The organism is Pseudomonas sp. YH-1 (assembly GCF_051990045.1).
GTDB classification, from domain to species: Bacteria; Pseudomonadota; Gammaproteobacteria; order Pseudomonadales; family Pseudomonadaceae; genus Pseudomonas; species Pseudomonas nicosulfuronedens.
The window spans coordinates 4618893-4643657 of the sequence record NZ_CP178184.1; the positions used below are offsets into that span (position 1 = coordinate 4618893).

26 protein-coding genes and 4 tRNA genes are annotated in these 24765 nt (G+C 62.1%); 13 read left to right on the plus strand and 17 right to left on the minus strand.

Annotated elements, in window-relative coordinates; translation table 11 throughout:
- Window positions 1-432, plus strand: a complete 432-nt coding sequence (locus tag ACKI1H_RS21160; protein ID WP_440466222.1) for a VOC family protein — start codon at window positions 1-3, stop codon at window positions 430-432.
- Window positions 433-491: 59 nt separating this feature from the next.
- On the opposite strand, the gene galU is transcribed toward ACKI1H_RS21160, so the two are convergent.
- Together galU and ACKI1H_RS21170 are read right to left on the minus strand one after the other, a co-directional pair.
- Complete coding sequence (gene galU / locus ACKI1H_RS21165) at window positions 492-1331, minus strand: UTP--glucose-1-phosphate uridylyltransferase GalU (protein WP_024767166.1); 840 nt, start codon at window positions 1329-1331, stop codon at window positions 492-494.
- 205 nt (window positions 1332-1536) lie between these two features.
- Window positions 1537-1902 carry a LexA family protein gene (locus ACKI1H_RS21170; protein WP_171049514.1) on the minus strand — a complete coding sequence of 122 codons (366 nt, stop codon included), beginning with the start codon at window positions 1900-1902 and terminating at the stop codon, window positions 1537-1539.
- Window positions 1903-2400: 498 nt separating this feature from the next.
- On the opposite strand from ACKI1H_RS21170, the gene ACKI1H_RS21175 reads away from it, so the two are divergent.
- A complete protein-coding gene (locus tag ACKI1H_RS21175) occupies window positions 2401-2766 on the plus strand; it encodes a DUF3509 domain-containing protein (RefSeq protein WP_138524942.1) in 366 nt (121 codons plus the stop codon).
- A gap of 101 nt (window positions 2767-2867) precedes the next feature.
- Here ACKI1H_RS21175 and ACKI1H_RS21180 read toward each other — a convergent pair.
- From ACKI1H_RS21180 to ACKI1H_RS21215, 8 genes are all read right to left on the minus strand, one after another.
- Window positions 2868-2953 (minus strand) — tRNA-Leu (locus ACKI1H_RS21180).
- A gap of 154 nt (window positions 2954-3107) precedes the next feature.
- Window positions 3108-3181: transfer RNA gene (locus ACKI1H_RS21185), tRNA-Cys, on the minus strand.
- 35 nt (window positions 3182-3216) lie between these two features.
- Window positions 3217-3292 (minus strand) — tRNA-Gly (locus ACKI1H_RS21190).
- A 68-nt stretch (window positions 3293-3360) separates the two neighbouring features.
- Complete coding sequence (gene pgsA, locus ACKI1H_RS21195) at window positions 3361-3921, minus strand: CDP-diacylglycerol--glycerol-3-phosphate 3-phosphatidyltransferase (RefSeq protein WP_138526912.1); 561 nt, start codon at window positions 3919-3921, stop codon at window positions 3361-3363.
- 33 nt (window positions 3922-3954) lie between these two features.
- The gene (uvrC, locus tag ACKI1H_RS21200) at window positions 3955-5781 is read right to left on the minus strand and encodes an excinuclease ABC subunit UvrC (protein ID WP_138526911.1); all 1827 of its coding nucleotides are present in this window, start codon (window positions 5779-5781) and stop codon (window positions 3955-3957) included.
- Between the two features lie 2 nt (window positions 5782-5783).
- On the minus strand, window positions 5784-6428 hold the full coding sequence (gene gacA / locus ACKI1H_RS21205; RefSeq protein WP_017517075.1) for a response regulator transcription factor GacA: 645 nt from the start codon (window positions 6426-6428) through the stop codon (window positions 5784-5786).
- Window positions 6429-6935: 507 nt separating this feature from the next.
- Complete coding sequence (locus ACKI1H_RS21210) at window positions 6936-7199, minus strand: hypothetical protein (RefSeq protein ID WP_246084973.1); 264 nt, start codon at window positions 7197-7199, stop codon at window positions 6936-6938.
- Window positions 7200-7415: 216 nt separating this feature from the next.
- Window positions 7416-7503, minus strand: a tRNA-Ser gene (locus tag ACKI1H_RS21215).
- 134 nt (window positions 7504-7637) lie between these two features.
- Between ACKI1H_RS21215 and ACKI1H_RS21220 the strand changes: the two genes are divergently transcribed.
- The 7 genes from ACKI1H_RS21220 to ACKI1H_RS21250 all read left to right on the plus strand — a co-directional run bounded on the left by ACKI1H_RS21220 (window position 7638) and on the right by ACKI1H_RS21250 (window position 11889).
- Window positions 7638-8303, plus strand: a complete 666-nt coding sequence (locus tag ACKI1H_RS21220) for a Bax inhibitor-1/YccA family protein (RefSeq protein WP_401040482.1) — start codon at window positions 7638-7640, stop codon at window positions 8301-8303.
- Window positions 8304-8418: 115 nt separating this feature from the next.
- On the plus strand, window positions 8419-8811 hold the full coding sequence (gene tusD, locus ACKI1H_RS21225; protein WP_440466223.1) for a sulfurtransferase complex subunit TusD: 393 nt from the start codon (window positions 8419-8421) through the stop codon (window positions 8809-8811).
- Window positions 8811-9170 carry a sulfurtransferase complex subunit TusC gene (tusC, locus tag ACKI1H_RS21230; RefSeq protein ID WP_440466224.1) on the plus strand — a complete coding sequence of 120 codons (360 nt, stop codon included), beginning with the start codon at window positions 8811-8813 and terminating at the stop codon, window positions 9168-9170. Before tusD ends, tusC begins: the two co-directional genes overlap by 1 nt.
- Complete coding sequence (gene tusB / locus ACKI1H_RS21235) at window positions 9170-9472, plus strand: sulfurtransferase complex subunit TusB (protein ID WP_440466225.1); 303 nt, start codon at window positions 9170-9172, stop codon at window positions 9470-9472. Before tusC ends, tusB begins: the two co-directional genes overlap by 1 nt.
- Entirely contained in the window at window positions 9469-9804 is a 336-nt protein-coding gene (locus ACKI1H_RS21240; RefSeq protein ID WP_440466226.1) for a TusE/DsrC/DsvC family sulfur relay protein, read from the plus strand. The genes tusB and ACKI1H_RS21240 overlap by 4 nt, the downstream gene beginning before the upstream one ends.
- Window positions 9801-10799: a glycosyl transferase family protein gene (locus ACKI1H_RS21245; protein ID WP_440466227.1), complete on the plus strand. Its 999-nt coding sequence runs from the start codon at window positions 9801-9803 to the stop codon at window positions 10797-10799. Before ACKI1H_RS21240 ends, ACKI1H_RS21245 begins: the two co-directional genes overlap by 4 nt.
- A gap of 88 nt (window positions 10800-10887) precedes the next feature.
- Window positions 10888-11889, plus strand: a complete 1002-nt coding sequence (locus ACKI1H_RS21250; RefSeq protein WP_440466228.1) for a glutathione S-transferase family protein — start codon at window positions 10888-10890, stop codon at window positions 11887-11889.
- Between the two features lie 43 nt (window positions 11890-11932).
- Here ACKI1H_RS21250 and ACKI1H_RS21255 read toward each other — a convergent pair whose 3' ends face one another.
- The 6 genes from ACKI1H_RS21255 to ftsK are packed head-to-tail and all read right to left on the minus strand — an operon-like array spanning window position 11933 to window position 19424.
- Window positions 11933-12277, minus strand: a complete 345-nt coding sequence (locus ACKI1H_RS21255; RefSeq protein ID WP_440466229.1) for a lysozyme inhibitor LprI family protein — start codon at window positions 12275-12277, stop codon at window positions 11933-11935.
- A complete protein-coding gene (gene cysG / locus ACKI1H_RS21260; RefSeq protein WP_440466230.1) occupies window positions 12274-13659 on the minus strand; it encodes a siroheme synthase CysG in 1386 nt (461 codons plus the stop codon). Before cysG ends, ACKI1H_RS21255 begins: the two co-directional genes overlap by 4 nt.
- Before the next feature lies 1 nt (window position 13660).
- On the minus strand, window positions 13661-14941 hold the full coding sequence (gene serS, locus ACKI1H_RS21265; protein WP_440466231.1) for a serine--tRNA ligase: 1281 nt from the start codon (window positions 14939-14941) through the stop codon (window positions 13661-13663).
- Window positions 14942-14987: 46 nt separating this feature from the next.
- Window positions 14988-16313, minus strand: coding sequence for a replication-associated recombination protein A (locus ACKI1H_RS21270; protein WP_081520470.1), 1326 nt, complete (start codon window positions 16311-16313; stop codon window positions 14988-14990).
- 56 nt (window positions 16314-16369) lie between these two features.
- Window positions 16370-16993 carry an outer membrane lipoprotein chaperone LolA gene (gene lolA, locus ACKI1H_RS21275; RefSeq protein WP_440466232.1) on the minus strand — a complete coding sequence of 208 codons (624 nt, stop codon included), beginning with the start codon at window positions 16991-16993 and terminating at the stop codon, window positions 16370-16372.
- 19 nt (window positions 16994-17012) lie between these two features.
- Window positions 17013-19424: a DNA translocase FtsK gene (gene ftsK / locus ACKI1H_RS21280; protein ID WP_138526524.1), complete on the minus strand. Its 2412-nt coding sequence runs from the start codon at window positions 19422-19424 to the stop codon at window positions 17013-17015.
- Between the two features lie 221 nt (window positions 19425-19645).
- On the opposite strand from ftsK, the gene trxB reads away from it, so the two are divergent.
- The 4 genes from trxB (at window position 19646) to infA (ending at window position 22399) form a co-directional block, all read left to right on the plus strand.
- Window positions 19646-20596 (plus strand): thioredoxin-disulfide reductase, encoded by a 951-nt coding sequence (gene trxB, locus ACKI1H_RS21285; RefSeq protein WP_440466233.1) that lies wholly within the window; start codon window positions 19646-19648, stop codon window positions 20594-20596.
- Between the two features lie 36 nt (window positions 20597-20632).
- Complete coding sequence (gene aat / locus ACKI1H_RS21290) at window positions 20633-21337, plus strand: leucyl/phenylalanyl-tRNA--protein transferase (RefSeq protein ID WP_440466234.1); 705 nt, start codon at window positions 20633-20635, stop codon at window positions 21335-21337.
- A gap of 31 nt (window positions 21338-21368) precedes the next feature.
- On the plus strand, window positions 21369-22076 hold the full coding sequence (locus ACKI1H_RS21295) for an arginyltransferase (RefSeq protein WP_440466235.1): 708 nt from the start codon (window positions 21369-21371) through the stop codon (window positions 22074-22076).
- A gap of 104 nt (window positions 22077-22180) precedes the next feature.
- Complete coding sequence (gene infA, locus ACKI1H_RS21300) at window positions 22181-22399, plus strand: translation initiation factor IF-1 (protein ID WP_002553999.1); 219 nt, start codon at window positions 22181-22183, stop codon at window positions 22397-22399.
- Window positions 22400-22483: 84 nt separating this feature from the next.
- On the opposite strand, the gene clpA is transcribed toward infA, so the two are convergent.
- Window positions 22484-24757 (minus strand): ATP-dependent Clp protease ATP-binding subunit ClpA, encoded by a 2274-nt coding sequence (gene clpA, locus ACKI1H_RS21305; RefSeq protein ID WP_081520476.1) that lies wholly within the window; start codon window positions 24755-24757, stop codon window positions 22484-22486.
- Between the last annotated feature and the right edge of the window lie 8 nt (window positions 24758-24765).

Genomic DNA, 24765 nt, shown 5'->3' on the forward strand with positions numbered 1-24765 from the left:
ATGCGCTCAACCCTGACTCACCTGGCCCTGCACGTCCCCGACCTGGAGGCGTGCGTTGCCTTCTACGAGCGATTCTGCGGCATGCGCGTTATCCACGAGCGCGAAGGCAAGGGCTCGCGCATTGTCTGGATGGCGGAGCCGGGCAAGGAGCACAGCTTCATTTTCGTCATCATGCCCGGCGGCCAGGAACGCCACCTGGCAAGCGATGACTACAGCCACTTCGGCTTCGCCGTAGACACTCACGATGAGGTCGACCGCATTGCCAGGGACGCGGAAGCTGCCGGCTGCCTGATCTGGGCGCCACGGGAAGAACCCTACCCCGTGGGTTACTACTGCGGCCTTCGCGATCCGGCCGGTAACTATGTCGAGTTCAGCTTCGGCCAGCCGCTTGGGCCAGGCTCGGAAGCAATGCCGATTCCACGCTCGATGTAGGCCGGAAATGAAAAAGCCACCCGAAGGTGGCTTTCTCTAAGAGCGGAAAAGATCCGGGATTACCAGGCCTTGCCAGTCTTGTAGAGGTGCTCGTAGCAGAAGTTGGTCGCCTCGATGTAACCCTCGGCGCTACCGCAGTCGAAACGCTTGCCCTTGAACTTGTACGCCAGCACGCAACCGTCCTGGGCCTGCTTCATCAGGGCGTCGGTGATCTGGATTTCACCACCCTTGCCCGGCTCGGTCTGCTCGATCAGGTCGAAGATGTCCGGCGTCAGGATATAGCGACCGATGATCGCCAGGTTTGACGGGGCGTCTTCGGGCTTCGGCTTCTCAACCATGGTATTTACGCGGTAGATATCGTCGCGAATCATCTCGCCCGCGATCACGCCGTACTTGTTGGTCTCTTCCGGCGGCACTTCCTGGATCGCCACGATGGAGCAGCGGAATTGGTTGTACAGCTTGACCATCTGCTTGAGGACGCTGTCGCCTTCGAGGTTCAGGCACAGGTCGTCCGCCAGCACGACGGCGAAGGGCTCGTCACCGATCAGCGGGCGACCGGTCAGGATGGCGTGGCCAAGGCCCTTCATTTCGACCTGACGGGTGTAGGAGAAGGTGCATTCGTCGATCAGGCGACGAATACCGACCAGGTACTTTTCCTTGTCGGTATTGCGAATCTGGTGCTCCAGCTCGTAGCTGATGTCGAAGTGGTCTTCGAGTGAGCGCTTGCCGCGGCCAGTGACGATACCGATTTCACCGAGACCGGCTTCCAATGCCTCTTCAACGGCATACTGGATCAGCGGCTTGTTCACCACCGGCAGCATTTCCTTGGGCATGGCCTTGGTGGCCGGGAGGAAGCGGGTACCGTAACCGGCGGCCGGGAACAGACATTTCTTGATCATGGGAGTCCTTCGAGAGGGACAGGGGTGCGAGTTGCGCGCAGTCTAATCAGGCTGCGCCCGCCTTACAATGCCCCGGATTGCAAGCTGCACGACTCTTGTGAGGACTTGCGGAACCGGTGACACGCGCATCTGACCATCAAGGCCCTGATTTAGTTCTCGAAGTTACTGGCAAATGGTCAGCACCCCGCTCTATTCCGCACCCGCTCTATGCCAAGACGCCCTGCACAACGTCACTTCTGGAAAGCCGTTGACGCACCACTCCCCATATTGAGAGTTCATCGCCCTCCTCGACTTTCAGCGTCGGAAAGCCATCACTTGCCGCTTGCAGCGCGAACGAACCGTCGATAATGGCCAGGCGACGGATCAACGCCTCACCATTGAGCGCAGCCACCACGATTTCACCGGGCGCCGCGAGCTCCGAGCGGTCGACCAGCAGCAGGTCGCAATCATGAATACCCGCCTGCGTCATGCCTTCGCCACATGCACGGACTATGTAGGTATGAAGCGACGGAGTACCGACTACTCCGCCAGGCTGCACGGTATCGCGGACTTCCAGAATGGCTTGCGGCATGAGCTTTCTCCGAACACTGTATATGCATACAGATAACAGATACTCGTAGGCCCGACAAGCCATTGAATGGAACCTCCGGGAAGAAATGCCGCTCAACCGAAAGGACAGCGCACCGATGACGGTGAACTACCCTTAGGGAGGGGTGAGGATATCGATATGAATCCAGGCACATTCGTCACGCTCATGATTTTCGGCTGGATCCTGCTGGCAGTGGTTACGCTGTGGGCCATCCTTCGCGTACCGATGCGTCGAGCCCGCCTGCAGAAGCCCAGGCACAAGGCAAAGGCCAACCCCTCGCGACACCATCCGCTCCCGCACTGAAGCTGTCGTCGTGCAAAATGCCATGACATTTGCGTCCCTCCATGCAAGCTGCATGAAGAACGAAGCGGCATTAATTCATAAGATACTGATATTTAAAGATATTTTATTTAACCCAGATTGGTATGCACCCTGCAATGAAAGGGAAGGAACAGCCCATTCACTGCCGAGGACGACACCATGCCAATCGACCGTCTGCCTGCCGCCCAATATCTCTGCCAGGTTTTCTCCGACTTCGACGTGAGCTTCACGGCTCGACCGGACGGCAATCTGATCATGACGCTGAGCAAGGATGCGGGCGAGCACATCGCCTGTCGCGTGGTGCGCCTGGAAGAGCAACGCAATGAAGAGCTGCTGACCAGCCTGGTCAGCCGTATTCGTCGCGATCTGGCGACCGAGTACGGCCCTCTGCAGGAGCACGATGCCGACCACTTCAAGGAAGAGGTTCCGCTGCAGAATTTCTACGAAGCTGCCGGGCCGCTGCGCCAACGCCGCATCGTCAAGGCCGGCGCGAAGTTACGCTCGATAGCCAATATCGGAGCCTGAATGGGCAAACAATAAAAAACCCGGCCTTGGCCGGGTTTCTTGTTTGGAGCACTCGCCTCGGTTCGGGCAGGCAACCTGCTGCGACTTGGGAGAGAAAAAGATGGTGCCCGGAGCCGGACTCGAACCGGCACGCCCAAAGGGCGAGAGATTTTAAGTCTCCTGCGTCTACCGATTTCGCCATCCGGGCGGTAGCGCGTTGCAGTATTGCCGGGATGATCCCGGAAAGGGCTGGACTATATACAGCCCCATTCCCCCTGCGCAAGTTGCTGAAACTCGCAATCCCTGCAGCGGGCTGTTAAAGAAAAAGCCCTGTAAATCTTCGATTTACAGGGCTTTTCTATTGGAGGCTGAGGTCGGAATCGAACCGGCGTTCACGGATTTGCAATCCGGTGCATAACCACTCTGCTACTCAGCCATAACACGGATGACTCAAGGCGAATCATCAAAATCTGGAGCGGGAAACGAGACTCGAACTCGCGACCCCGACCTTGGCAAGGTCGTGCTCTACCAACTGAGCTATTCCCGCATTGTCGTGTTGACGGGCGCCATTCTAACGATTTGGAAATGCCTGTCAACTCCTTGATTCAAAAAAACTTATTTCTCTTTTGGGGTGGCGTTCAGGTGCGGCCAGGCCGCCAGCAGATAATGCAGCATCGACCACAGCGTGAGGATGGCAGCAACGATCAACAGCGCATAGCCAACCAGGACCCAGAAGGTCATCAACGGTGGATTGGCCAGGAGAATCACCAGCGCCAGCATCTGTGCCGCGGTCTTCCATTTCCCCAGGTTGGACACAGCGACATGCGCCCTCGCCCCAATCTCCGCCATCCACTCGCGCAGTGCCGAGACCACGATCTCGCGGCCAATAATGATGGCCGCCGGCAACGTCAGCCACAGGTTTGCGTGCTCCTCCACCAACAATACCAATGCAGTGGCGACCATCAGCTTGTCCGCTACGGGGTCGAGGAACGCCCCAAAAGGAGTGCTCTGCCCCAGTCGACGAGCCAGGTAGCCATCCAGCCAGTCAGTGGCGGCAGCAAGGGCGAACACAGCGCTGGCAGCCAGGTGACTGGCCGGGAACGGGAGATAGAACAGCAGGATGAAGATCGGAATGAGCAGAACGCGGAGCAGTGTGAGCAGGTTCGGGATATTCATCGGGTCGGAAGGTCTGCGAGTTGAGCCGGCATTCTACTCGCTGTGCAGTGCAGCATAAATCTGCTCTGCCAGCTTTTTGCTGATACCGGGGGCCTTGGCAATTTCATCGATACTGGCTCTGCCCAGCTCCTGCAACCCGCCGAAATGCTTGAGCAGGTCGCGCCGGCGCTTGGGCCCAACGCCAGCGACGTCTTCTAATGTCGAGGTGCGTCGAGCCTTGCCCCGCCGAGCACGGTGGCCAGTGATCGCAAAGCGGTGCGCTTCATCGCGAATCTGCTGGATCAGGTGCAGCGCGGGCGAGTCGGCGGGCAAGGTGAACTCGTGCTCGGCGTCATTGAGGTACAGCGTTTCCAGGCCAGGCTTACGGGTGACGCCCTTGGCAACGCCAAGAAGCGTCAGACCCACAACCGCCAGTTCCTGGAGCACTTCCTGGGCCATCGCCAGCTGCCCCTTGCCGCCATCGACCAGAAGGATATCGGGCATCTTGCCTTCGCCCTCCTTCAGGCGACTGAAACGGCGGGTCAGCGCCTGGTGCATGGCAGCGTAATCGTCGCCGCCGGTGATGCCTTCAATATTGAAGCGACGGTAGTCCGACTTCAGTGCGCCTTCCGGGCCGAAGACCACGCAGGAAGCCACAGTTGCCTCGCCGCTGGAGTGACTGATGTCGAAGCATTCGAGCCTCTGCGGCGGCTCGGGCAGATCCAGCGCCTCGCCCAACGCATCGAAACGCGCCGCCATATGCTGGCGGTTCGCGAGGCGGGCGGCCAGTGCCTGCTCGGCATTGGTCACCGCCAACTGCTGCCAGCGCGCACGAGTGCCGCGGACTCGCGGGGTGATTTCCAGCAGTCGGCCACGGGACTCCTCGATGGCCAAAGCGAGGATCGGAAAGTCTTCATGCACGGCATTGACGATCAACTCGTTCGGCAGATCGCGCTCGTGATGACTGAGGTAGTACTGCCCGAGGAAGGCCAGCAGGACATCGCCCACCTCCTCCTCGATCGCCACCTGCGGGAAGAAGTTCTTGCTGCCCAGTACCCGCCCGCCGCGCACGCTAATCAGGTGCACGCAGGCACCGCCGGGAGTGACGATGGCCGCCACCACATCGACGTTACCTGTGCCGAACTCCATGCTCTGCTGGTCCTGCACGCGGCGCAGGATCTGCACCTGGTCGCGCAACTCCGCTGCCTTCTCGAAGTCCAGGCGCATCGCCGCCTGCTCCATGCTGGCAGACAGTTCCTCGGCCAGTACATTGCTGCGCCCTTCGAGGAACATGATCGAGTGGCGCACGTCTTCGGCGTATTCCTCCTCGCTCACCAGCCCGACACATGGGGCCTTGCAGCGCTTGATCTGGTATTGCAGGCATGGGCGCGTGCGGTTGCGGTAGTAGCTGTCCTCGCACTGGCGCACGAAAAAGGCCTTCTGCAGCAGCGCGAGGCTTTCGCGAATAGCCCCAGCGCTCGGGTATGGACCGAAGTAACGCCCCTTGGCCTTCTTCGCACCACGATGGATGGTCAGGCGCGGGAATGGGTCCTCAGTCGACAGGAAGACGTAGGGATACGACTTATCATCGCGCAGCAGAATATTGTAAGGCGGCCGCCACTCCTTGATCAGCGTCTGCTCGAGCAGCAGCGCCTCGGTCTCGTTGGCCGTGATGGTGGTCTCGACCTGGGCAATCTTCGCTACCAGGGCAGCCGTCTTCGGCGCCAGGCCGGACTTGCGGAAATAACTGGAGAGGCGCTTCTTGAGGTCCTTTGCCTTACCGACATACAGCAACTTGGCCTCGGCATCGAACATTCGATAAACGCCCGGCCGCCCACTGCAGGTGGCCAGAAAAGCCGCCGAATCGAACGGTTGCGCCATGATCAGTTGCTGGCGTCGACCATGCCGTGCCGGACAGCCAGCAACGCCAGCTCGACGTCACTGGTGATCGAGAGTTTCTCGAAGATGCGGTAGCGGTAGGTATTCACGGTCTTGGGCGACAGGCACAGCTTGTCCGAGATGCTCTGCACTTTGTGGCAGTTGGCAATCATCAACGCGATCTGAATCTCACGCTCGGACAATGTGTCGAACGGCGATGCGTTTCTTTCCGGCTCGAAGGATTTCAGCGCAAGGTTCTGGGCGATCTGTGGGCTGATATAGCGCTGGCCGGCAAAGACCTGGCGAATCGCCTGGACCATCTCGTCCAGGGCAGCGCCCTTGGTGAGGTAGCCGGCCGCGCCAGCTTGCATCAGGCGAGTCGGGAACGGGTCTTCTTCACACACCGTCACCACCACGACACGCACGTCGGGCTGGCTGCGCAGCAGTTTTCGGGTGGCTTCGAGGCCACCGATGCCGGGCATCTTCACGTCCATCAGCACTACGTCCGGCTTGAGCTCGCGCGCCAACTGCAGCCCTCGCTCGCCGGAGTCGGCCTGCCCGACGACCTGCAGGCCGTCGATATCAGCCAGCATGCGGGTAATTCCGGTGCGCACCAGATCGTGATCATCGACCACCAGCACCTTAATCACGCAGCACCCCTTGAACAGAATGGAATGACGAGCCCCCGAAAAGAGACTCCGAACAATTGCCGAACCTTAACAGAAAGCGGCTCTACGACCTAGCTTGGAAGCGGTTCGCCAAAATGCAAGCGCCAGAGAAATGCGGCGCAGCGGGATAAATGCTGACAGATGCCTGCCGGGCCGTCTAGGACGGCCGTACAGCGAACTCTCTGACAGGAACGATCGACGTCAATGGTGAGGCAGTTGATCGACAGGCCGGAGCGATCAGTCTCCACCGCCGAAGTCGCATCCACCGCCCGAGTTAGTATCGGCACCGCCGCAAACGCTGGTGTACTCGCCCCCTCGGAACGAATCGTGGCTATCTACTGCGCCAAACGTTTAGTGGGGGCTGTCATTCCGATTGACTCCGCTTGCGCGACGCCCCTTGCGCAATGTCAGCCAAGTAAGACCTGTAATCAGCAGAACGCCAAGGAAAACCAATATCCCTGCCACAGCCTGACTCCCTGACGATGGACCTCAGGCTTCGACGGCATCCAGCAGGGCCCAAGGCTTGTAGCCGGCGGTGCGCGCCGCCTTTTCCGCGTCCAGGATCGCCTCGGTGCGACTCAGCGAACGAGAACGATGCTCGAAGCGAAATGCGGGCCCGCTCTCTGCGCGCACACTGAGAACAATCAGATATCCCCGCATGGGGTTGCTGACTTCCCGAGTGGTTTTCACTTGCTTCGGAGCAACGCCCAGCGCTTCGCGCATCTGCCGCTCGAGATCTTCGACTTGGTTCATTCAGGATTTTCCGGAGGGTGGTACTTGAAGTTTAACCGAGCGCAACAACGTCCTACAGAATCATCTATCGGGACGACTGGCTTTTCTGACGTCGTTCAACTTGTGCCATTCATTCGCAATGAACACGACGCCTAACTGGAAGGAAACCCTACAAGCGATGCTTCATCGCCAGAAACGCGAAAGCCCCGCAGCGCGGGGCTTTCAACGTTGTAATAGTGGCGGAAGCGTAGAGATTCGAACTCTAGGACAGTTGCCCGTCGACGGTTTTCAAGACCGTTGCCTTAAACCACTCGGCCACGCTTCCACATGAGCGGGCGGCAATATTACCGGATCGCAACACACTGTCAAACTCTGATGATTCAGCGCGCTTTTCCCTCTGTTATGATGAACACCACTACGGTCATGGATCCGTATCCCGCTTAACAGGAGTGTCTCGACATGCAAGAACGGCAATATCTCGACTCCACAGCCGTGGAGCAGAAAGAGGTCAGCGGCGTCCTGCGCAACACCTACGGCCTGCTGGCCCTGACCCTGGCCTTCAGCGGCCTGGTGGCTTTCGCCTCGCAGCAGATGCGTCTGCCCTACCCCAGCTTCTTCGTGGTGCTGCTGGGCTTCTACGGCCTGTTCTTCCTCACCGTGAAGCTGCGCAACAGCGCCTGGGGCCTGGTCAGCACCTTCGCCCTCACCGGCTTCATGGGCTACACCCTCGGTCCGATCCTGAACATGTACCTGGGCATGGCCAATGGCGCGAGCATTATCTCCTCGGCCTTCTTCATGACCGCGCTGGTGTTCTTCGGCCTCTCCGCCTACGTACTGACTACCCGCAAGGACATGAGCTTCCTGTCCGGCTTCATCACCGCAGGCTTCTTCGTGCTGCTGGGCGCCGTACTGGTCTCGTTCTTCTTCCAGATCAGCGGCCTGCAACTGGCCATCAGCGCCGGTTTCGTGCTGTTCTCCTCGGCGATGATCCTGTTCCAGACCAGCGCGATCATCCACGGTGGCGAGCGCAACTACATCATGGCCACCATCAGCCTGTACGTATCGATCTACAACCTGTTCATCAGCCTGTTGCAGATCTTCGGCATCATGGGCAGCGACGACTGATCCTCGCGCCACCCAGAAAAAAGCCCGTCGAGACGGGCTTTTTTCATTTTCGGCGCGGCAAATATCCGCATAGCGCCGTATCATCCTGCGAAAATTCGCCTATCAGGCCCGTTCCATGAAGTTCGTCATCGCCCTTTTCTCCCCGCCGCACTCTCCGGCAGCCCGACGCGCCCTGCGCTTTGCCGAAGCTGCATTGGCCGGCGGTCATGAAATCACCCGGCTGTTCTTCTATCAGGATGGCGTGCACAGCGCTTCGGCGAACACCGTCGCCAGCCAGGATGAGCTGGACGTCGCCGCCGCCTGGACGCGCCTCGTCACCGATCACCAACTGGACGGTGTGATCTGCATTGCAGCCGCGCTGCGCCGGGGTGTCCTCAATCCAGATGAGGCCAATCGCTATTCCCGTCCCGCCGCGAACCTGCAGGCGCCCTGGGATCTTTCCGGCCTCGGCCAACTGCATGAAGCGGCGCAACTGGCGGACCGCCTGGTCTGCTTCGGAGGCAACTGATGGCCAAGTCCCTGCTGATCATCAGCCGCCAGGCACCCTGGGCCGGCCCCGCCGCTCGCGAGGCGCTGGATATCGCGCTCGCCGGCGGCGCCTTCGATCTGCCAATCTCGATGCTCTTCCTCGATGACGGCGTATTCCAGCTCGCGCCAGAACAACGTCCCGCTACGGTGGAGCAGAAGGACCTGCAGGCCAATCTGCAAGCCTTGCCACTGTTCGGCGTGGAAGCACTCTATACCAGCAGTCGCAGCCTTGCCGAGCGCGGCCTGGACGGCAACAGCCTGACGCTACCCACCCAAGCGCTGGACGATGTAGCGCTGCGCAATCTGCTGCAATCTCACGACCAGGTGATCACAATCTGATGGCTACTCTCCACCTGCTCTCGCACTCTCCTTTCAATGACGGCCGCCTCGACAGCTGCCTGCTGCTGCTGAGCGATGATGACGGCATCTTGCTGACGGGCGATGCCACCTATGCCCTGCAGCCAGGCAGCCAGCCGGCGCGAGCGTTGCAAGCGCTGCCCAACAGCAACACGTTGTTTGCGCTGCAGGAAGACCTGCAGGCGCGCGGCCTGGACGATCAGCCCGCCCGCATTGTGGCCGTGGATTACCCCGGTTTCGTCGAGCTCTGCACCCGTTTCGACAAGGTGAACGCCTGGCTATGAGCACCCTACTGGTCAACGGTCACTCCCTGCCGCTGGACAAGGACGGCTACCTCGCCGATCTGAACGACTGGAGCGACGTCGCCGCCGAGGCCCTGGCGCACAACGAGGGCATCCATCTGACACCCGAGCACTGGGAAATCCTCCTGCTCCTGCGCGAGTTCTATGGCGAATTCCAGCTCTCGCCAGCCAACCGTCCGCTGATCAAGTACGTGGCCCAGAAACTGGGCGCTGAAAAGGGCAGCAGCCTGCACCTCAACCTCCTGTTCAAGGGCACTCCGGCCAAGCTTGCCGCCAAGCTCGCCGGCCTGCCAAAGCCGACCAATTGCCTATGACCATCGCCCCGCTTGTCCTGCAGACACCCGCCGAACATCCCTTCGCCCAGTTCGTCCGCATCCTGGGCAAAGGCAAGCGCGGCGCGCGCGGCCTGACCCGCGAGGAAGCCCGCGAAGCCCTCGGCATGATCCTCGACGACAAGATCGAGGAAGCCCAGCTGGGCGCCTTCCTGATGCTGCTGCGGCACAAGGAAGAAAGCGCCGAGGAGCTGGCAGGATTCACCGAGGCTGTGCGCGAGCGCCTGCAGACGCCGAAGATCGCCGTGGACCTGGACTGGCCCAGCTATGCCGGCAAGAAGCGCCACCTGCCCTGGTACCTGCTGGCAGCAAAATGCCTGGGCGGCAGCGGCACCCGCATCCTCCTGCATGGCGCCGGCGCGCATACCGCTGGCCGGGTCTACAGCGAACAGCTTCTGGATCAGTTAGGCCTGCCACTGTGCCGCAACTGGAACTCGGTCAGTGAAGCGCTGGATGCCAAGGGCATCGCCTTTGCTCCGCTGGTGGATTGGATGCCGCGCCTGCAGCGCATGATCGACCTGCGCAACACCCTCGGCCTGCGCTCCCCGATCCACTCATCGGTACGCCTGATCAACCCACTGGGCGCCACCTGCGTGCTGCAAAGCATCTTCCACCCCGGCTACCAGGAGGTGCACCGCGAGGGCAGCCGCCTGCTCGGCGACCACGCCATCGTCATCAAGGGCGAAGGCGGCGAGATCGAGATGAACCCCGACGCCACTTCGCACCTCTACGGCTGCCATGACGGCGAGGCCTGGGACGAGGAATGGCCTGCGTTGTCGCCGCTGCGCCACGTCAAACCAGAAATGCTGGACCCGGCACATCTGGCCAACTTCTGGCGCGGAACAGCCGAGGACGCGTACGGCGAGCTGGCCGTACGCGCGACCATCGCACTCGCCTTGCGCGCCATGGGGCTGCAGCGCGACGAAGCCTTCGCGGAAGCTGATAGACGCTGGGCTGGGCGGGACAAATCGATTTAGTCGATATCTTGGATCCTGTTTTTGCGCTAAACAATCGATCCTGAGCCGATAGACTGGTCCCATCTCCCCCGTTTCTGGAGCAATCAAGATGGGACAGTTGATCGATGGCCGCTGGCATGACCAGTGGTATGACACCAGCAAAGACGGCCGCTTCCAGCGCGAGAATGCGCAGCGCCGCAATTGGGTCACCGCCGATGGCCAGCCCGGCCCGACTGGCGAGGGAGGCTTCCGAGCCGAAGCCGGCCGCTACCACCTCTACGTATCACTGGCCTGTCCCTGGGCCCACCGCACACTGATCTATCGCCAGCTCAAGGGCCTTGAGTCAGTGATCGACGTTTCGGTCGTCAGCTGGCTGATGCTGGAAAACGGCTGGACCTTCGACAAGGCCCTTGGGTCCACGGGCGACAAGCTCGACGGCCTGACCTTCCTCCATCAACGCTATACCAAGGACGATGCGAGTTACACCGGCCGCGTGACCGTTCCGGTGCTGTGGGACAAGCACGAGCAGCGCATTGTCAGTAACGAATCGGCGGAGATCATCCGCATGTTCAACGTGGCCTTCGACGGGATAACCGGCAACTCGCTGGACCTCTACCCGGAGCCGCTGCGCGCGCAGATCGACGAACTGAACGAACGCATCTACCCAGCCGTGAACAACGGCGTGTACCGCGCCGGCTTCGCCACGACACAGGACGCCTATGAAGAGGCCTTCAAGACTTTATTCAATGAACTCGACTGGCTGGAAGAGCGCCTGGGCCAGCAGCGCTATCTGGCGGGCGAATACCTGACCGAAGCCGATGTGCGCCTGTTCACCACGCTGATTCGCTTCGACGCGGTCTATCATGGCCACTTCAAGTGCAACCTGCGTCGCCTGGCGGACTATCCGAACCTGTCCGGCTGGCTGCGCGAGCTGTATCAGCTGGAGGGCGTTGCCGGAACCGTGGATTTCCAGCACATCAAGAACCACTACTACGCCAGCCACCGCACCATCAACCCGACCGGCGTAGTACCGCTCGGTCCGCTGCAGGATTTTACCGGGCCGCACGGGCGGGAGCGTTTGCCGGGCAAAGGGATTGCCCGAAAGGGCTGAAGCTGGGAGGCGAATGTGACCGCGAGCGATCATTCGCCCTCCCTCAGATCGGTTTGTCGATACCGTCGTAGACCTTCTGCAGCGCGTCCAGGCGTTCCTGGTAGCGCTGCCTGAGGCAGGCCCTGTTGGCGCCGCAGGCGCGGCGCTGCTCCAGCCAAGCGAGCTGGGAGTCACCCAGGTTGCCGCGCATGCCCATGGCGAACAGACCACGCAGCAGGCGATAGGTTGTCGCCACCTGCACATCCATCTCGGAAAGCTGGCGATCTGCGCAGATGGCGTTCTCGTCGGCCTGCCTGGCCTTCTTGCAATCAAAGCTGGCCGCCGAGGCCGGCGCAGTGAACCCCAAGGCACATACTGCGCCCAGGATCACTACGTACAGGCCTTTCATTGCTGCCCTTCGAACCACGCCAGTTTCTCACGCAACTGCACGACTTCCCCCACAATCACCAGGGTCGGCGCATGCACCTCATGCTCCGCCACCAGCTCCGGCAGGTTGGCCAAGGTGCCAGTGAACACGCGCTGATGGACCGTGGTGCCCTGCTGGACGAGCGCTGCTGGCGTGTCGGCAGAACGGCCGTGACGTACCAGCTGCTCGCAGATAACCGGCAAGCCGACCAGCCCCATGTAGAACACCAGGGTCTGCCCGGGGGCGACCAGATCGTTCCACGGCAGGTCGGTGCTGCCGTCCTTCAGATGGCCAGTCACAAAGCGGACGGACTGCGCGTAGTCCCGGTGAGTCAGCGGAATGCCTGCGTAGGCCGCACAACCGCTGGCTGCCGTGATACCCGGCACGACCTGGAACGGGATGCCATTGGCCGCCAGCTCATCAATCTCCTCACCACCACGACCGAAGATGAACGGATCGCCGCCCTTCAGGCGCAGCACACGCTTGCCCTGCTGGGCCAGCTCGACGAGTTGGCGATTGATCTCATCCTGCGGCACGGCGTGATCCGCACGGCGCTTACCGACGTAGAGCCGGTCAGCGTCACGACGGCACAGCTCGAGGATGGCCGGCGCAACGAGGCGGTCATAGAGAACCACGTCGGCCTGCTGCATCAGGCGAAGGGCGCGGAAGGTCAGCAGGTCGGGATCACCCGGGCCCGCGCCCACCAGATAGACCTCACCGCGAGACTCGGCCTGTGGCGACGCCAGCTTGTCAGCCAGCAGGCGCTCGGCTTCGCTCGGCTGGCCAGCGAGCATGCGCTCGGCGACCGGCCCCTGGAATACGTCTTCCCAAAATTTACGGCGCTGCTGCAGGTCTGGCAGGCGCTGCTTTACGCGCTCGCGGAAACGGCTAGCGAGGCCGGCGAGTTGGCCGTAGGTTGCGGGAATCCAGGTTTCCAGCTTGGCGCGCAGCAGTCTCGCCAGTACTGGCGCATCGCCCCCACTGGAAACCGCCACCACCAGCGGCGAACGGTCGACGATGGCCGGGAAGATCACGCTGCAAAGCGACGGCGCATCGACCACATTGACCGGCACGCCACGCTCGTTGGCGTCGCGCGACACCTGGGCATTGAGCGGCTCATCATCCGTCGCGGCGATGACCAGCACGCAGTCCTGCAGGTCGCCTTGGGCGTAGGGACGCAGGAGCAATTCGCCCGCGCCCTCCTCGACTAGCTCACGCAGCTCCGAATGCACTTCCGGTGCCACGACTCGCAGCACCGCGCCGGCGTCGCTCAGCAGGCGCGCCTTGCGCAGTGCGACATCACCGCCGCCGACCAGTAGCGCGCGACGTCCGCGCAGGATGTGGAACAGCGGCAGGAAGTCCATCTCAGCCGATCACCTCGATGCCCGCCATGTACGGCTTGAGCACTTCCGGTACACGGATCGAACCGTCGGCCTGCTGGTAGTTCTCCAGCACGGCGACCAGGGTGCGACCTACCGCCAGACCCGAGCCGTTGAGGGTGTGGACCAGCTCCGGCTTGCCGGTTTCCGGGTTACGGTAGCGCGCCTGCATGCGGCGGGCCTGGAAGTCACCGCAGTTGGAGCAGGAGGAAATCTCGCGGTACTTGTCCTGGCTCGGCACCCAGACTTCCAGGTCGTAGGTCTTGGCCGCGCCGAAGCCCATGTCGCCGGTGCACAGCGCCAGGGCGCGGTACGGCAGTTCCAGGGCCTGAAGAACCTTCTCGGCGTTGCCGACCAGGCTTTCCAGCGCTTCCCAGGACTTCGACGGCTCGACGATCTGCACCATCTCGACCTTGTCGAACTGGTGCTGGCGGATCATGCCACGGGTATCACGACCCGAAGCACCGGCCTCACTGCGGAAGCAGGGAGTGTGGGCGACGAACTTAAGCGGCAATTCCTTCGCATCGAGGATCTGGCCAGCAACGATGTTGGTCAGCGACACTTCGGCGGTCGGGATCAGGTACAGGTCCGCTTCGTCTTCGCGCTGGATCTTGAACAGGTCTTCCTCGAACTTCGGCAGCTGGCCAGTGCCCTGCAGCGCCGGCGCCTGGACCAGGTAAGGGGTGTAGGCCTCTTCGTAACCATGCTCGCGGGTGTGCAGATCGATCATGAACTGCGCCAGGGCACGGTGCAGACGGGCGATCGGACCGCGCATCAGGGCGAAACGGGCACCGGACAGACGCGCGGCGGTCTCGAAGTCCAACCAGCCGTGCTGCTCGCCGAGGGCGACGTGGTCCTTGATCTCGAAATCGAAGGTGCGCGGGGTACCCCAGCGACGGACTTCGACATTGTCGTCTTCATCGGCGCCGACCGGCACGGACTCGTGGGGCAGGTTCGGGATGTTCAGCAGCAGGTTGTCCAGCTCGGCCTGGATGGCGTCCAGTTCGCGCTTGCCGGACTCCAGCTCTTCGGCCATGCGATTGACCTCGGCCTTCAGCGGGGCAACGTCCTCGCCATTCTTCATGGCCTGGCCGATGGCCTTGGAGCGCGAGTTGCGCTCGGCCTGCAGGGCCTCGGTGCGGGTCTGTACGGACTTGCGCTGGCTCTCCAGCGCTTCGATGCGCGCCACGTCCAGGGTGAAGCCACGGGTGGCAAGGCGTTCGGCCACTTCCTGCGGCTGGGTACGAACCAGTTTGGAATCGAGCATGGTGTCTTCTCGTGTCTAGTGTCGGGCGGCGCTCAAGGGCGCCACTTCAGGATTTTCTGCGACGGCGGGAACTGGCCTTGTCGAGGCTGGCCAGGTGGCGCAGCTTTTCGCCGATCTTCAGTTCGAGCCCGCGCGGCACGGGTTGGTAATACTGGCGCGGTTCCATGGACTCGGGGAAGTAGTCTTCTCCGGCCGCATAGGCATCCGGCTCATCATGGGCATAGCGGTACTCGTCGCCATAGCCCAGGTTCTTCATCAGCTTGGTCGGTGCGTTGCGCAGATGCAGCGGCACTTCCAGCGAGCCGCTCTCCGCCACGTCCCGGCGCGCCGTGTTGTAGGCGTTGTAAACGGCATTGCTCTTCGGCGCGCAGGCCAGGTAAACAATAGCCTGCGCAATCGCCAGCTCACCTTCGGGACTGCCGAGGCGCTCCTGCACGTCCCAGGCGTGAAGGCACAGGGTCAGGGCGCGTGGATCGGCATTACCGATGTCCTCGCTGGCCATGCGTACCACGCGGCGGGCGATGTACAGCGGATCGCAGCCGCCATCGAGCATGCGCGAGTACCAGTACAACGCGCCATCGGGACTGGAGCCGCGCACCGACTTGTGCAGCGCGCTGATCTGGTCGTAGAAGGCCTCGCCGCCCTTGTCGAAGCGTCGGCGCGAGTCGCCCAGCAGGTTCTGTAGCAATTCGGCGCTGATCTCGCCGTTGTCTTCGGCGAGGTCCGAAGCATTCTCCAGCAGATTGAGCAGGCGCCGGCCATCGCCATCGGCGGCAGCCATGAGGATGGCGAAGCTGTCGTCGGGCAGGCTGAGATTGCGCTTGCCCAGCCCCTTCTCTTCAGTCAGCGCGCGCTCGACCAGCCGCCGCAGGGCCGCTTCGTCCAGGCTTTTCAGCACATAGACCCGGGCGCGGGACAGCAGCGCGTTATTCAGCTCGAAGGACGGATTCTCGGTAGTCGCCCCGATGAAAATCAGCGTGCCGTCTTCCACATAGGGCAGGAAGGCGTCCTGCTGGCTCTTGTTGAAGCGGTGCACCTCGTCGACAAAGAGGATGGTGCGACGGCCGTATTGCGCAGCGTGCTGCTTGGCCACTTCGACCGACTGGCGGATCTCCTTCACGCCCGAGAGCACCGCCGAGATGGTCTCGAAGTGGGCGTCGGTGACCTGGGCCAGCAGCTTCGCCAGGGTGGTCTTGCCTACTCCGGGCGGGCCCCAGAAGATCATCGAGTGCAGTGCGCCCTGCTCCAGCGCCTCGCGCAGCGGCTTGCCGCGGGCGAGCAGGTGCTCCTGGCCGACGTACTCGTCCAGGCTGGTCGCGCGCAGGCGCGCGGCCAGGGGCTGGGAAACGGGGGCGGAGCGGAACAGATCCAAGGTCTTACCTATTCATTACTCAAAGCAGGGCACTCGACGCAGTCGCGTGGCCCCGGTCACTCCTGGATGACGTCGACGCCCTTGGGCACCTCGAAGACAAACTGCTTGGCATCCATCGGCTCGTTCATCTTCACATCGAAGAACAGAATGTTGGTGCGCTGGCCGACACTGTCGATCAGCTGCATATCGTTCACCACGCCGCTGCGGAAGGAAATCCGCAGGCTGTCGAACAGGGTGTCCTTGGACTTGGGCTTGAGGGTGAAGTCGACCACGTTGCCGCCGTCTTTGGCGGTGATGTCGAAGCTCTGGCCGATCTTCGACACGTCGCCGGAGAGCAGCAGCGCCGGGGTCTGGGTCAGGCGCTGGTCGAGCTTCTGGATAGTGACCTGCTCCAGGTCCGGGTCGTACAGCCAGATTTTCTCACCGTTGGAAATCAGCAGCTGCTCGTTCGGAGCATCGGTGTGCCAGCGGAACAGACCAGGGCGCTTGAGACCCAGGGTGCCAACGGTTTCCTGCAGGCGGGTGCCACTGCCATCCAGGGTGAGCTGGGAGAAGCGAGCGGTCATTGTCTGGGCCTTGGTGAGCATCCCGCTCAGGCGCTGCGCAGCAGCTTCGTCGGCATGGGCCTGGACGCCGGCAACAGCCAGCGCAGCAACGAACAACAGGCGGATCAGACGCATCGAAATCCTCGAAGTCGAATCAATCACGGATCGGGGCCGGCGCGATGACTTCGCGCGAGCCATTGGTATTCATCGGGGTGACCACGCCGGCCATCTCCATCGCTTCGATCATCCGCGCAGCTCGGTTGTAACCGATCTTCAGCTTGCGCTGTACGGCGGAGATGGAAGCCCGGCGGCTTTCGGTTACAAAGCGCACGGCCTCGTCGTAGAGCGGATCGTCCTCGCTGCCTTCACTGCCTTCACCACCACCGCCACCTTCGAACGAACCGCCACCGCCCTCTTCGGCGCCGGCAAGGATGTCCTCGATGTAGTTAGGCGCGCCACGCAGCTTCCACGCCTCGACGACGCGGTGCACCTCATCGTCAGAGACGAAGGCGCCATGGACACGGATCGGCAGGCCGGTGCCCGGCGGTAGGTAGAGCATGTCGCCGTGGCCCAGCAGCTGCTCGGCGCCGCCCTGGTCGAGGATGGTGCGCGAGTCGATCTTGCTCGAAACCTGGAAGGCGATACGGGTCGGGATGTTCGCCTTGATCAGGCCGGTGATCACGTCCACCGACGGGCGCTGGGTCGCCAGGATCAGGTGAATGCCCGCCGCACGCGCTTTCTGGGCGATACGGGCGATCAGCTCTTCCACCTTCTTGCCGACGATCATCATCATGTCGGCGAATTCGTCGACCACCACCACGATGGTCGGCAGTGTCTGCAGCAGCGGGGCTTCGTCTTCCATGCTCTCGCGGCGGTACAGCGGGTCGGTCAGCGGGGTGCCGGCCTCCTCCGCGTCCTTCACCTTGCGGTTGAAGCCCGCCAGATTACGCACGCCCATGGCCGCCATCAGCTTGTAGCGGCGCTCCATCTCGGCGACGCTCCAACGCAGCGCGTTGGCTGCCTCCTTCATGTCGGTGACCACCGGACAGAGCAGGTGCGGAATGCCTTCGTAGATCGACAGCTCCAGCATCTTCGGGTCGATCATGATCAAGCGCGCCTCTTCGGGCGTGGACTTGAAGAGGATCGACAGCAGCATGGCATTCACGCCCACCGATTTACCGGAACCGGTGGTACCGGCCACCAGCAGGTGAGGCATCTTCGCCAGATCGGTGATGACCGGGTTGCCGCCAATATCGTGCCCCAGGGCCAGCGGCACGGTGGATTTGTGCTCGTCGTATTCCGGCGTCATCAGCACTTCGGAGAAGCGCACCATCTGCCGGTCTTCGTTGGGAATCTCGATGCCGACAGTAGTCTTGCCGGGGATGACTTCCACCACCCGCACACTGATCACGGCCAGCGAACGCGCCAGGTCCTTGGCCAGGTTGGAGATACGGCTGACCTTCACGCCAGCGGCGGGCTGGATTTCGAAACGAGTGATCACCGGGCCCGGATGCACGGACTCGACGATGACTTCGACGCCGAATTCCTTGAGCTTGATCTCCAGCAGGCGCGACATGGCCTCGAGAGATTCAGGCGAGTAGCTCTGTTTCTTTTCCGAGGCCGGGTCGAGAATCGACAGCGGCGGCAGCGTACCTTCCACGGCGGTATCGACGAACAATGGAGCCTGCTTCTCTTTCAGCACGCGCTTGCTCGGCTCGACCGGTTTGCTGGGTGGCGGCGGGACGTCGATCTTCGGCGCCACGCGCTTCTCGCGCTCCTGCACGCTCTTGACCAGCGCTTCCTCGCGCTCGATCAGGCGCTCCTTGACCTTGGCCTGCTCGCGGCGGTCGGCAACGATCGGCGCGGCAACTTCAGCCACGCGCTCGTCGACTTCACGCAGTTGGGCGACCAGTTGCTTGTGCTCGCTACGGGCGCTCCACCAGCGGTTGGTGGCGTTGTGGATCAGCTCGAAGAGGTCGAGGGTGATCTTGCCGGTGACATCCATCACCTTGAACCAGGACAGGTCGGCGAACACGGTCATGCCGAACAGGAACAGCGCAAGGAACAGCAACGTGCTGCCCTGCACGTTCAGAGCATTGATGCCCAGCTGGCCCAGGCTCTCGCCCAGGGCACCGCCAGCCGTGGCCGGCATATGGGCACCGCTGGTGTGGAAATGAATGTAGGCCAGCGCGGAACCGGACAGGACCAGGAACACCAGGCCGATCAGGCGCCAGGAGAACAACCAGCCGCTCCACTCCCAGGCCACATGGCGCTTGCGGAAGACCTGGTAGGTCTTCACTGCCAGCAGCAACGGGAACAGGTAGGCAAAGTAGCCCAGCACCATGAACAGGATGTCGGCGCTCAGCGCGCCCAGGCGGCCGGCAGCGTTCTGCACCTGCTCGACGTGACTGGAATGGCTCCAGCCCGGATCGGAGGAATCGTAGGTGAGCAGCGCCATCCACAGGTAAAGGCAGAGCGCGCCGAGCGCGATCAGGGCTCCTTCCTTCAGACGGTAGTGCAGTTGCTGACGCCAGGCGGCGGCATGGCTTGCTGTGGTGTCCTTCAAAACGCTTCTATTCCTGCGCTATGCGCGCTTCCGAGAGTCGTTGGGCCGCGAAACATGCCCATTGTACGGCTTTGGCCGGCCGATGCCAGCGACCCCGGGTGTGCCTGACTGCGCTTTTGCCGGCTTTCCGGGGTTCGGTGTAGCATAGCCCAACACCGATTTTCGGCTGCTCAATTGGAGCATGCATTCTCTTACGTGACAAAGGCTTATGGAGTCTTTTTATGAGTGAAGTCAAGCATTCGCGCCTGATCATCCTGGGCTCCGGCCCCGCGGGCTATACCGCGGCCGTGTACGCCGCGCGCGCCAACCTCAAGCCTGTTGTCATCACCGGCATCCAACCCGGCGGCCAACTCACCACCACCACCGAAGTCGACAACTGGCCCGGCGACGTTGAAGGCCTGACCGGTCCCGCCCTGATGCAGCGCATGGAGCAGCACGCCAAGCGTTTCGATACCGAGATCGTCTACGACCACATTCACACCGCCGAGTTGCAGCAGAAACCCTTCACCCTGAAGGGCGACAGCGGCACCTACACCTGCGACGCACTGATCATCGCCACCGGCGCGTCGGCCCAGTACCTGGGCATGTCTTCGGAAGAAGCCTTCATGGGCAAGGGTGTTTCCGCCTGCGCCACCTGCGACGGCTTCTTCTATCGCAACCAGGTCGTCTGCGTGGTCGGCGGCGGCAATACCGCCGTGGAAGAGGCACTGTACCTGTCCAACATCGCCAAGGAAGTCCACCTGATCCACCGTCGCGACAAGCTGCGCTCGGAGAAGATCCTGCAGGACAAGCTGTTCGAGAAAGCCAGGAACGGCAACGTACGCCTGCATTGGAACACCACCCTGGACGAAGTCCTGGGCGACAACATGGGCGTGATCGGCGTTCGCCTGAAAGATGCCGAAAGCGGCGAAACCCGCCAGTTGGACCTGTCCGGCGTATTCATCGCCATTGGCCACAAGCCCAACACCGACCTGTTCCAGGGGCAGCTGGAAATGCATGACGGCTACCTGAAGATCAAGGGCGGCGCCGAAGGCAACGCGACCCTGACCAGCATCGACGGCGTGTTCGCCGCCGGTGACGTGGCCGACCACGTCTACCGCCAGGCCATCACTTCCGCCGGCGCAGGCTGCATGGCCGCCCTGGACGCTGAAAAGTTCCTCGACGACAACTGATCGGTCCAAGGGGAGGCTCGCCCTCCCCTCCTCCCTATGCTCAAGTGGCTTTCCCGCAGCAATTTTGACTTTCCACCCCTCGACAAGGCCCTGCATGAGCCCAACGGCCTGCTGGCGGCCGGCGGAGACCTCAACCCGCAGCGCCTGATCCAGGCCTACCGCCATGGCTGCTTCCCCTGGCACCAGGACGGCCAACCGATTCTCTGGTGGTCACCGGACCCGCGCACCGTACTGTTCCCCGAAGAACTGCACATCTCGCGCAGCCTTGCCAAGCTCATCCGCCAGCGGCAGTACCAGACCACCATCGACCACGCCTTCGAACAGGTCATCCGCGGCTGCGCCGGCCCGCGCGATTATGCAGACGGCACCTGGATCACCACGCCGATGCAGGACGCCTATTGCCAGTTGCACCGACTGGGTGTCGCCCACTCGGCGGAAGCTTGGCACAGTAATGAACTGGTCGGCGGGCTTTACGGGCTGGCTATCGGCCGACTGTTCTTCGGCGAATCCATGTTCAGCCACGCTGACAATGCCTCCAAGGTCGCCTTCGTCACCCTGGTGCAGCGCCTGAAGGCCGCCGGTTTTGTGATGATCGACTGCCAGATGCCGACCCAGCACCTGCACAGCTTCGGCGCCCGCGCCATTTCCCGCCGCGAATTCGCCAGCTACCTGCGTCGTCATCTCGACGAAACACCCTCGCAGGACTGGACTTCGCAGGCGGACCCGCTCAGCCTGTCTTAAACTTGCCTGAGGGACCTCGCAGGGGTTGAAGATGACCGAGCTCGCCCGCCTGAAGTTTTACGCCACGCAACCGCATCCATGCAGCTATCTGCCCGAGGAGCAGGCCACCACCCTGTTCCTCGACCCCAGCCAGCCCATGGACGCGCAGTTGTATGCCTCGCTGTCAGAGGTGGGCTTCCGGCGCAGTGGCGAACACCTCTACCGACCGCATTGCCAGCACTGCACCGCGTGCATCCCCGCACGCATCCCGGCCGCCAGCTTCCAGCCAAACCGTCAGCAGAAGCGCATCATCAAGCGCAACGTCGACCTGGAAGTCATCCGCAAGCGCCCCGCCTTCACCGAGGAGTACTACGCCCTCTATATGCGCTACATCGAGCAGCGCCATGCCGATGGGGACATGTACCCACCCAGCCGCGACCAGTTTGCCACCTTCCTGGTGCGCGACCTGCCGTTCAGCTGTTTCTTCGAGTTCCGCCTGCAGGGCCGTCTGCTGGCGGTTGCCGTCACCGACGTGCTGCCCAATGGCCTTTCCGCGGTCTACACCTTCTATGACCCGGACGAGGAGCGCCGCAGCCTGGGCCGATTCGCCATCCTCTGGCAGATCAACGAAACCGAGCGACTCAACCTGCACGCCGTCTATCTGGGCTACTGGATCAAGAACTGCCGAAAGATGAATTACAAGACCCAGTATCGCCCGATCGAGCTGTTCGTTAACCAGCGCTGGGTGGCGTTGAACTGACGCGAAAACACCCATTGGCGTTGTGGGGCGATTTCAGGCACAATGTGTGCCTTTTTTAATGCCCTGAAACTTCAGGCAACCATAGATACCGAGGGTTCTACTGCATGTCGAAAGAAGACAGCTTCGAAATGGAAGGCACTGTCGTCGACACCCTGCCCAACACCATGTTCCGCGTGGAGTTGGAGAACGGGCACGTCGTTACCGCGCACATCTCCGGGAAGATGCGCAAGAACTACATCCGCATCCTGACCGGCGACAAAGTTCGCGTTGAACTGACGCCCTACGACCTCTCCAAGGGTCGCATCACCTACCGCGCTCGCTGATAGACGGTAGGTGCCGGTAAAACCGGCACACAGAAAAACGCCCGGCAATGCCGGGCGTTTTCGTTTCAGCCTGACTGATGCACGTCAGGCCGGCTCTGCGGCGATCACTTCGAACTCGAAGGCCAGCTCGCCATCCTTCAGGTCCACATGGGCCACACCGCCATGCTCGGCCAACTCACCGAACAGGATCTCTTCGGCCAGCGGCCGCTTGATCTTGTCCTGGATGAGTCGCGCCATCGGGCGAGCCCCCATCTGCGGGTCATAGCCCTTGTCAGCCAGCCAGCCGCGCGCCGAGTCGCTGACCTCGATCTGCACGTGCTTGTCCTCCAGCTGCGCCTGCAACTCGGTGAGGAACTTGTCGACGATGCTCTTGATGGTCTCGTGGCTCAGGCGGCCGAACTGGATGATGGTGTCCAGGCGGTTGCGGAACTCCGGCGTGAAGCTCTTCTTGATCACTTCCATCGCATCGGTGGAGTGATCCTGCTGCGTGAAGCCAATGGAGGCCCGCGCTGCGGTTTCCGCACCAGCGTTGGTAGTCATGATCAGGATGACGTTGCGGAAGTCCGCCTTGCGCCCGTTGTTGTCGGTCAGAGTGCCGTGGTCCATCACCTGCAGCAGCAGGTTGAAGACTTCCGGGTGCGCCTTCTCGATCTCATCCAGCAGCAGCACGCAGTGCGGCGTCTTGGTGATCGCCTCGGTAAGCAGGCCACCCTGGTCGAAGCCGACATAACCCGGAGGCGCGCCAATCAGACGAGAGACGGTATGCCGCTCCATGTACTCGGACATGTCGAAGCGCACCAACTCTACGCCCAGCGCCTTCGCCAGCTGGCGAGCCACCTCGGTCTTGCCCACCCCGGTCGGACCGGAGAACAGGAAGGAGCCGACTGGTTTGTCCGGCGACTTGAGACCGGCGCGTGACAGCTTGATGGCAGTGGACAGCGACTCGATGGCCGCAGCCTGGCCAAACACGGTCAGCTTCAGATCACGCTCAAGGTTGCGCAGCAGCTCTTTATCGGAGCTGGACACGTGCTTGGGCGGAATCCGCGCAATCTTCGCGACGATGTCCTCGACCTGCGGCACCTCGATGCGCTTCACGCGCTTCTCTTCCGGCTGCAGGCGCTGGTAGGCACCGGCCTCGTCGATCACGTCGATGGCCTTGTCCGGCATGTGCCGGTCATTGATATAGCGGGCAGCCAGCTCGGCGGCGGCACGCAGCGCTTCATCGCTGTACTCGATGTGGTGGTGCTGCTCGAAGCGCGGCTTCAGGCCTTTCAGGATGCCGAAGGTATCCTCGACGGACGGCTCGGTGACGTCGACCTTCTGGAAGCGACGAGCCAGCGCACGGTCCTTCTCGAAAATGCCGCGGAATTCCTGGAAGGTGGTCGAGCCGATGCAACGGATCTCACCGGACGACAGCAGCGGCTTCAGCAGGTTGGACGCATCCATCACCCCGCCCGAAGCCGCGCCGGCACCGATGATGGTGTGGATTTCGTCGATGAACAGTACTGCATGCGGGCGCTTGCGCAGTTCGTTGAGCAGCGCCTTGAAGCGCTTCTCGAAATCGCCGCGGTACTTGGTGCCCGCCAGCAGCGCACCCAGGTCCAGGGAGTAGACGACGCTGTCGGACAGCAGGTCCGGCACCTGGCCATCGACGATGCGCTTGGCCAGGCCTTCGGCAATGGCGGTCTTGCCGACACCCGCCTCACCAACCAGCAGAGGGTTGTTCTTACGGCGACGAGCCAGGATCTGCGCGACGCGCTCGACTTCCGACTCACGCCCGACAAGCGGGTCGATACGCCCCTGGCGCGCCAGGTCGTTCAGATTGCTGGCATAGGCATCCAGTGGATGACTGGAAGTGGAAGACTCGCCGCCCTCCTCGTCCTGCATTTCCTGCTCGCTGTCCTGATGCTCGGCATGCCCCGGCACCTTGGAGATGCCATGGGCGATGTAGTTGACCACGTCGATCCGCGCAACGCTCTGCTGCTTGAGCAGGAACACCGCCTGGCTTTCCTGTTCGCTGAAGATGGCGACCAGCACGTTGGCGCCGGTGACTTCGCGCTTACCGGAACTCTGCACGTGGAATACGGCACGCTGCAGGACACGCTGGAAGCCCAGGGTTGGCTGGGTTTCTCGATCCTCGTCGTGCTGGGGAATCAGCGGCGTGGTGGAATCGATGAACTCCTGCAGGTCTCGCCGCAGCTTGTCCAGATTCGCACCGCACGCTTTCAGAACCGTCGCGGCAGCTTCATTATCCAGAAGCGCCAACAGCAAGTGCTCAACGGTCATGAACTCATGCCGCTTCGCCCGCGCCTCCTTGAAGGCGAGATTGAGGGTGACTTCGAGCTCTCGATTCAACATGACTTCAC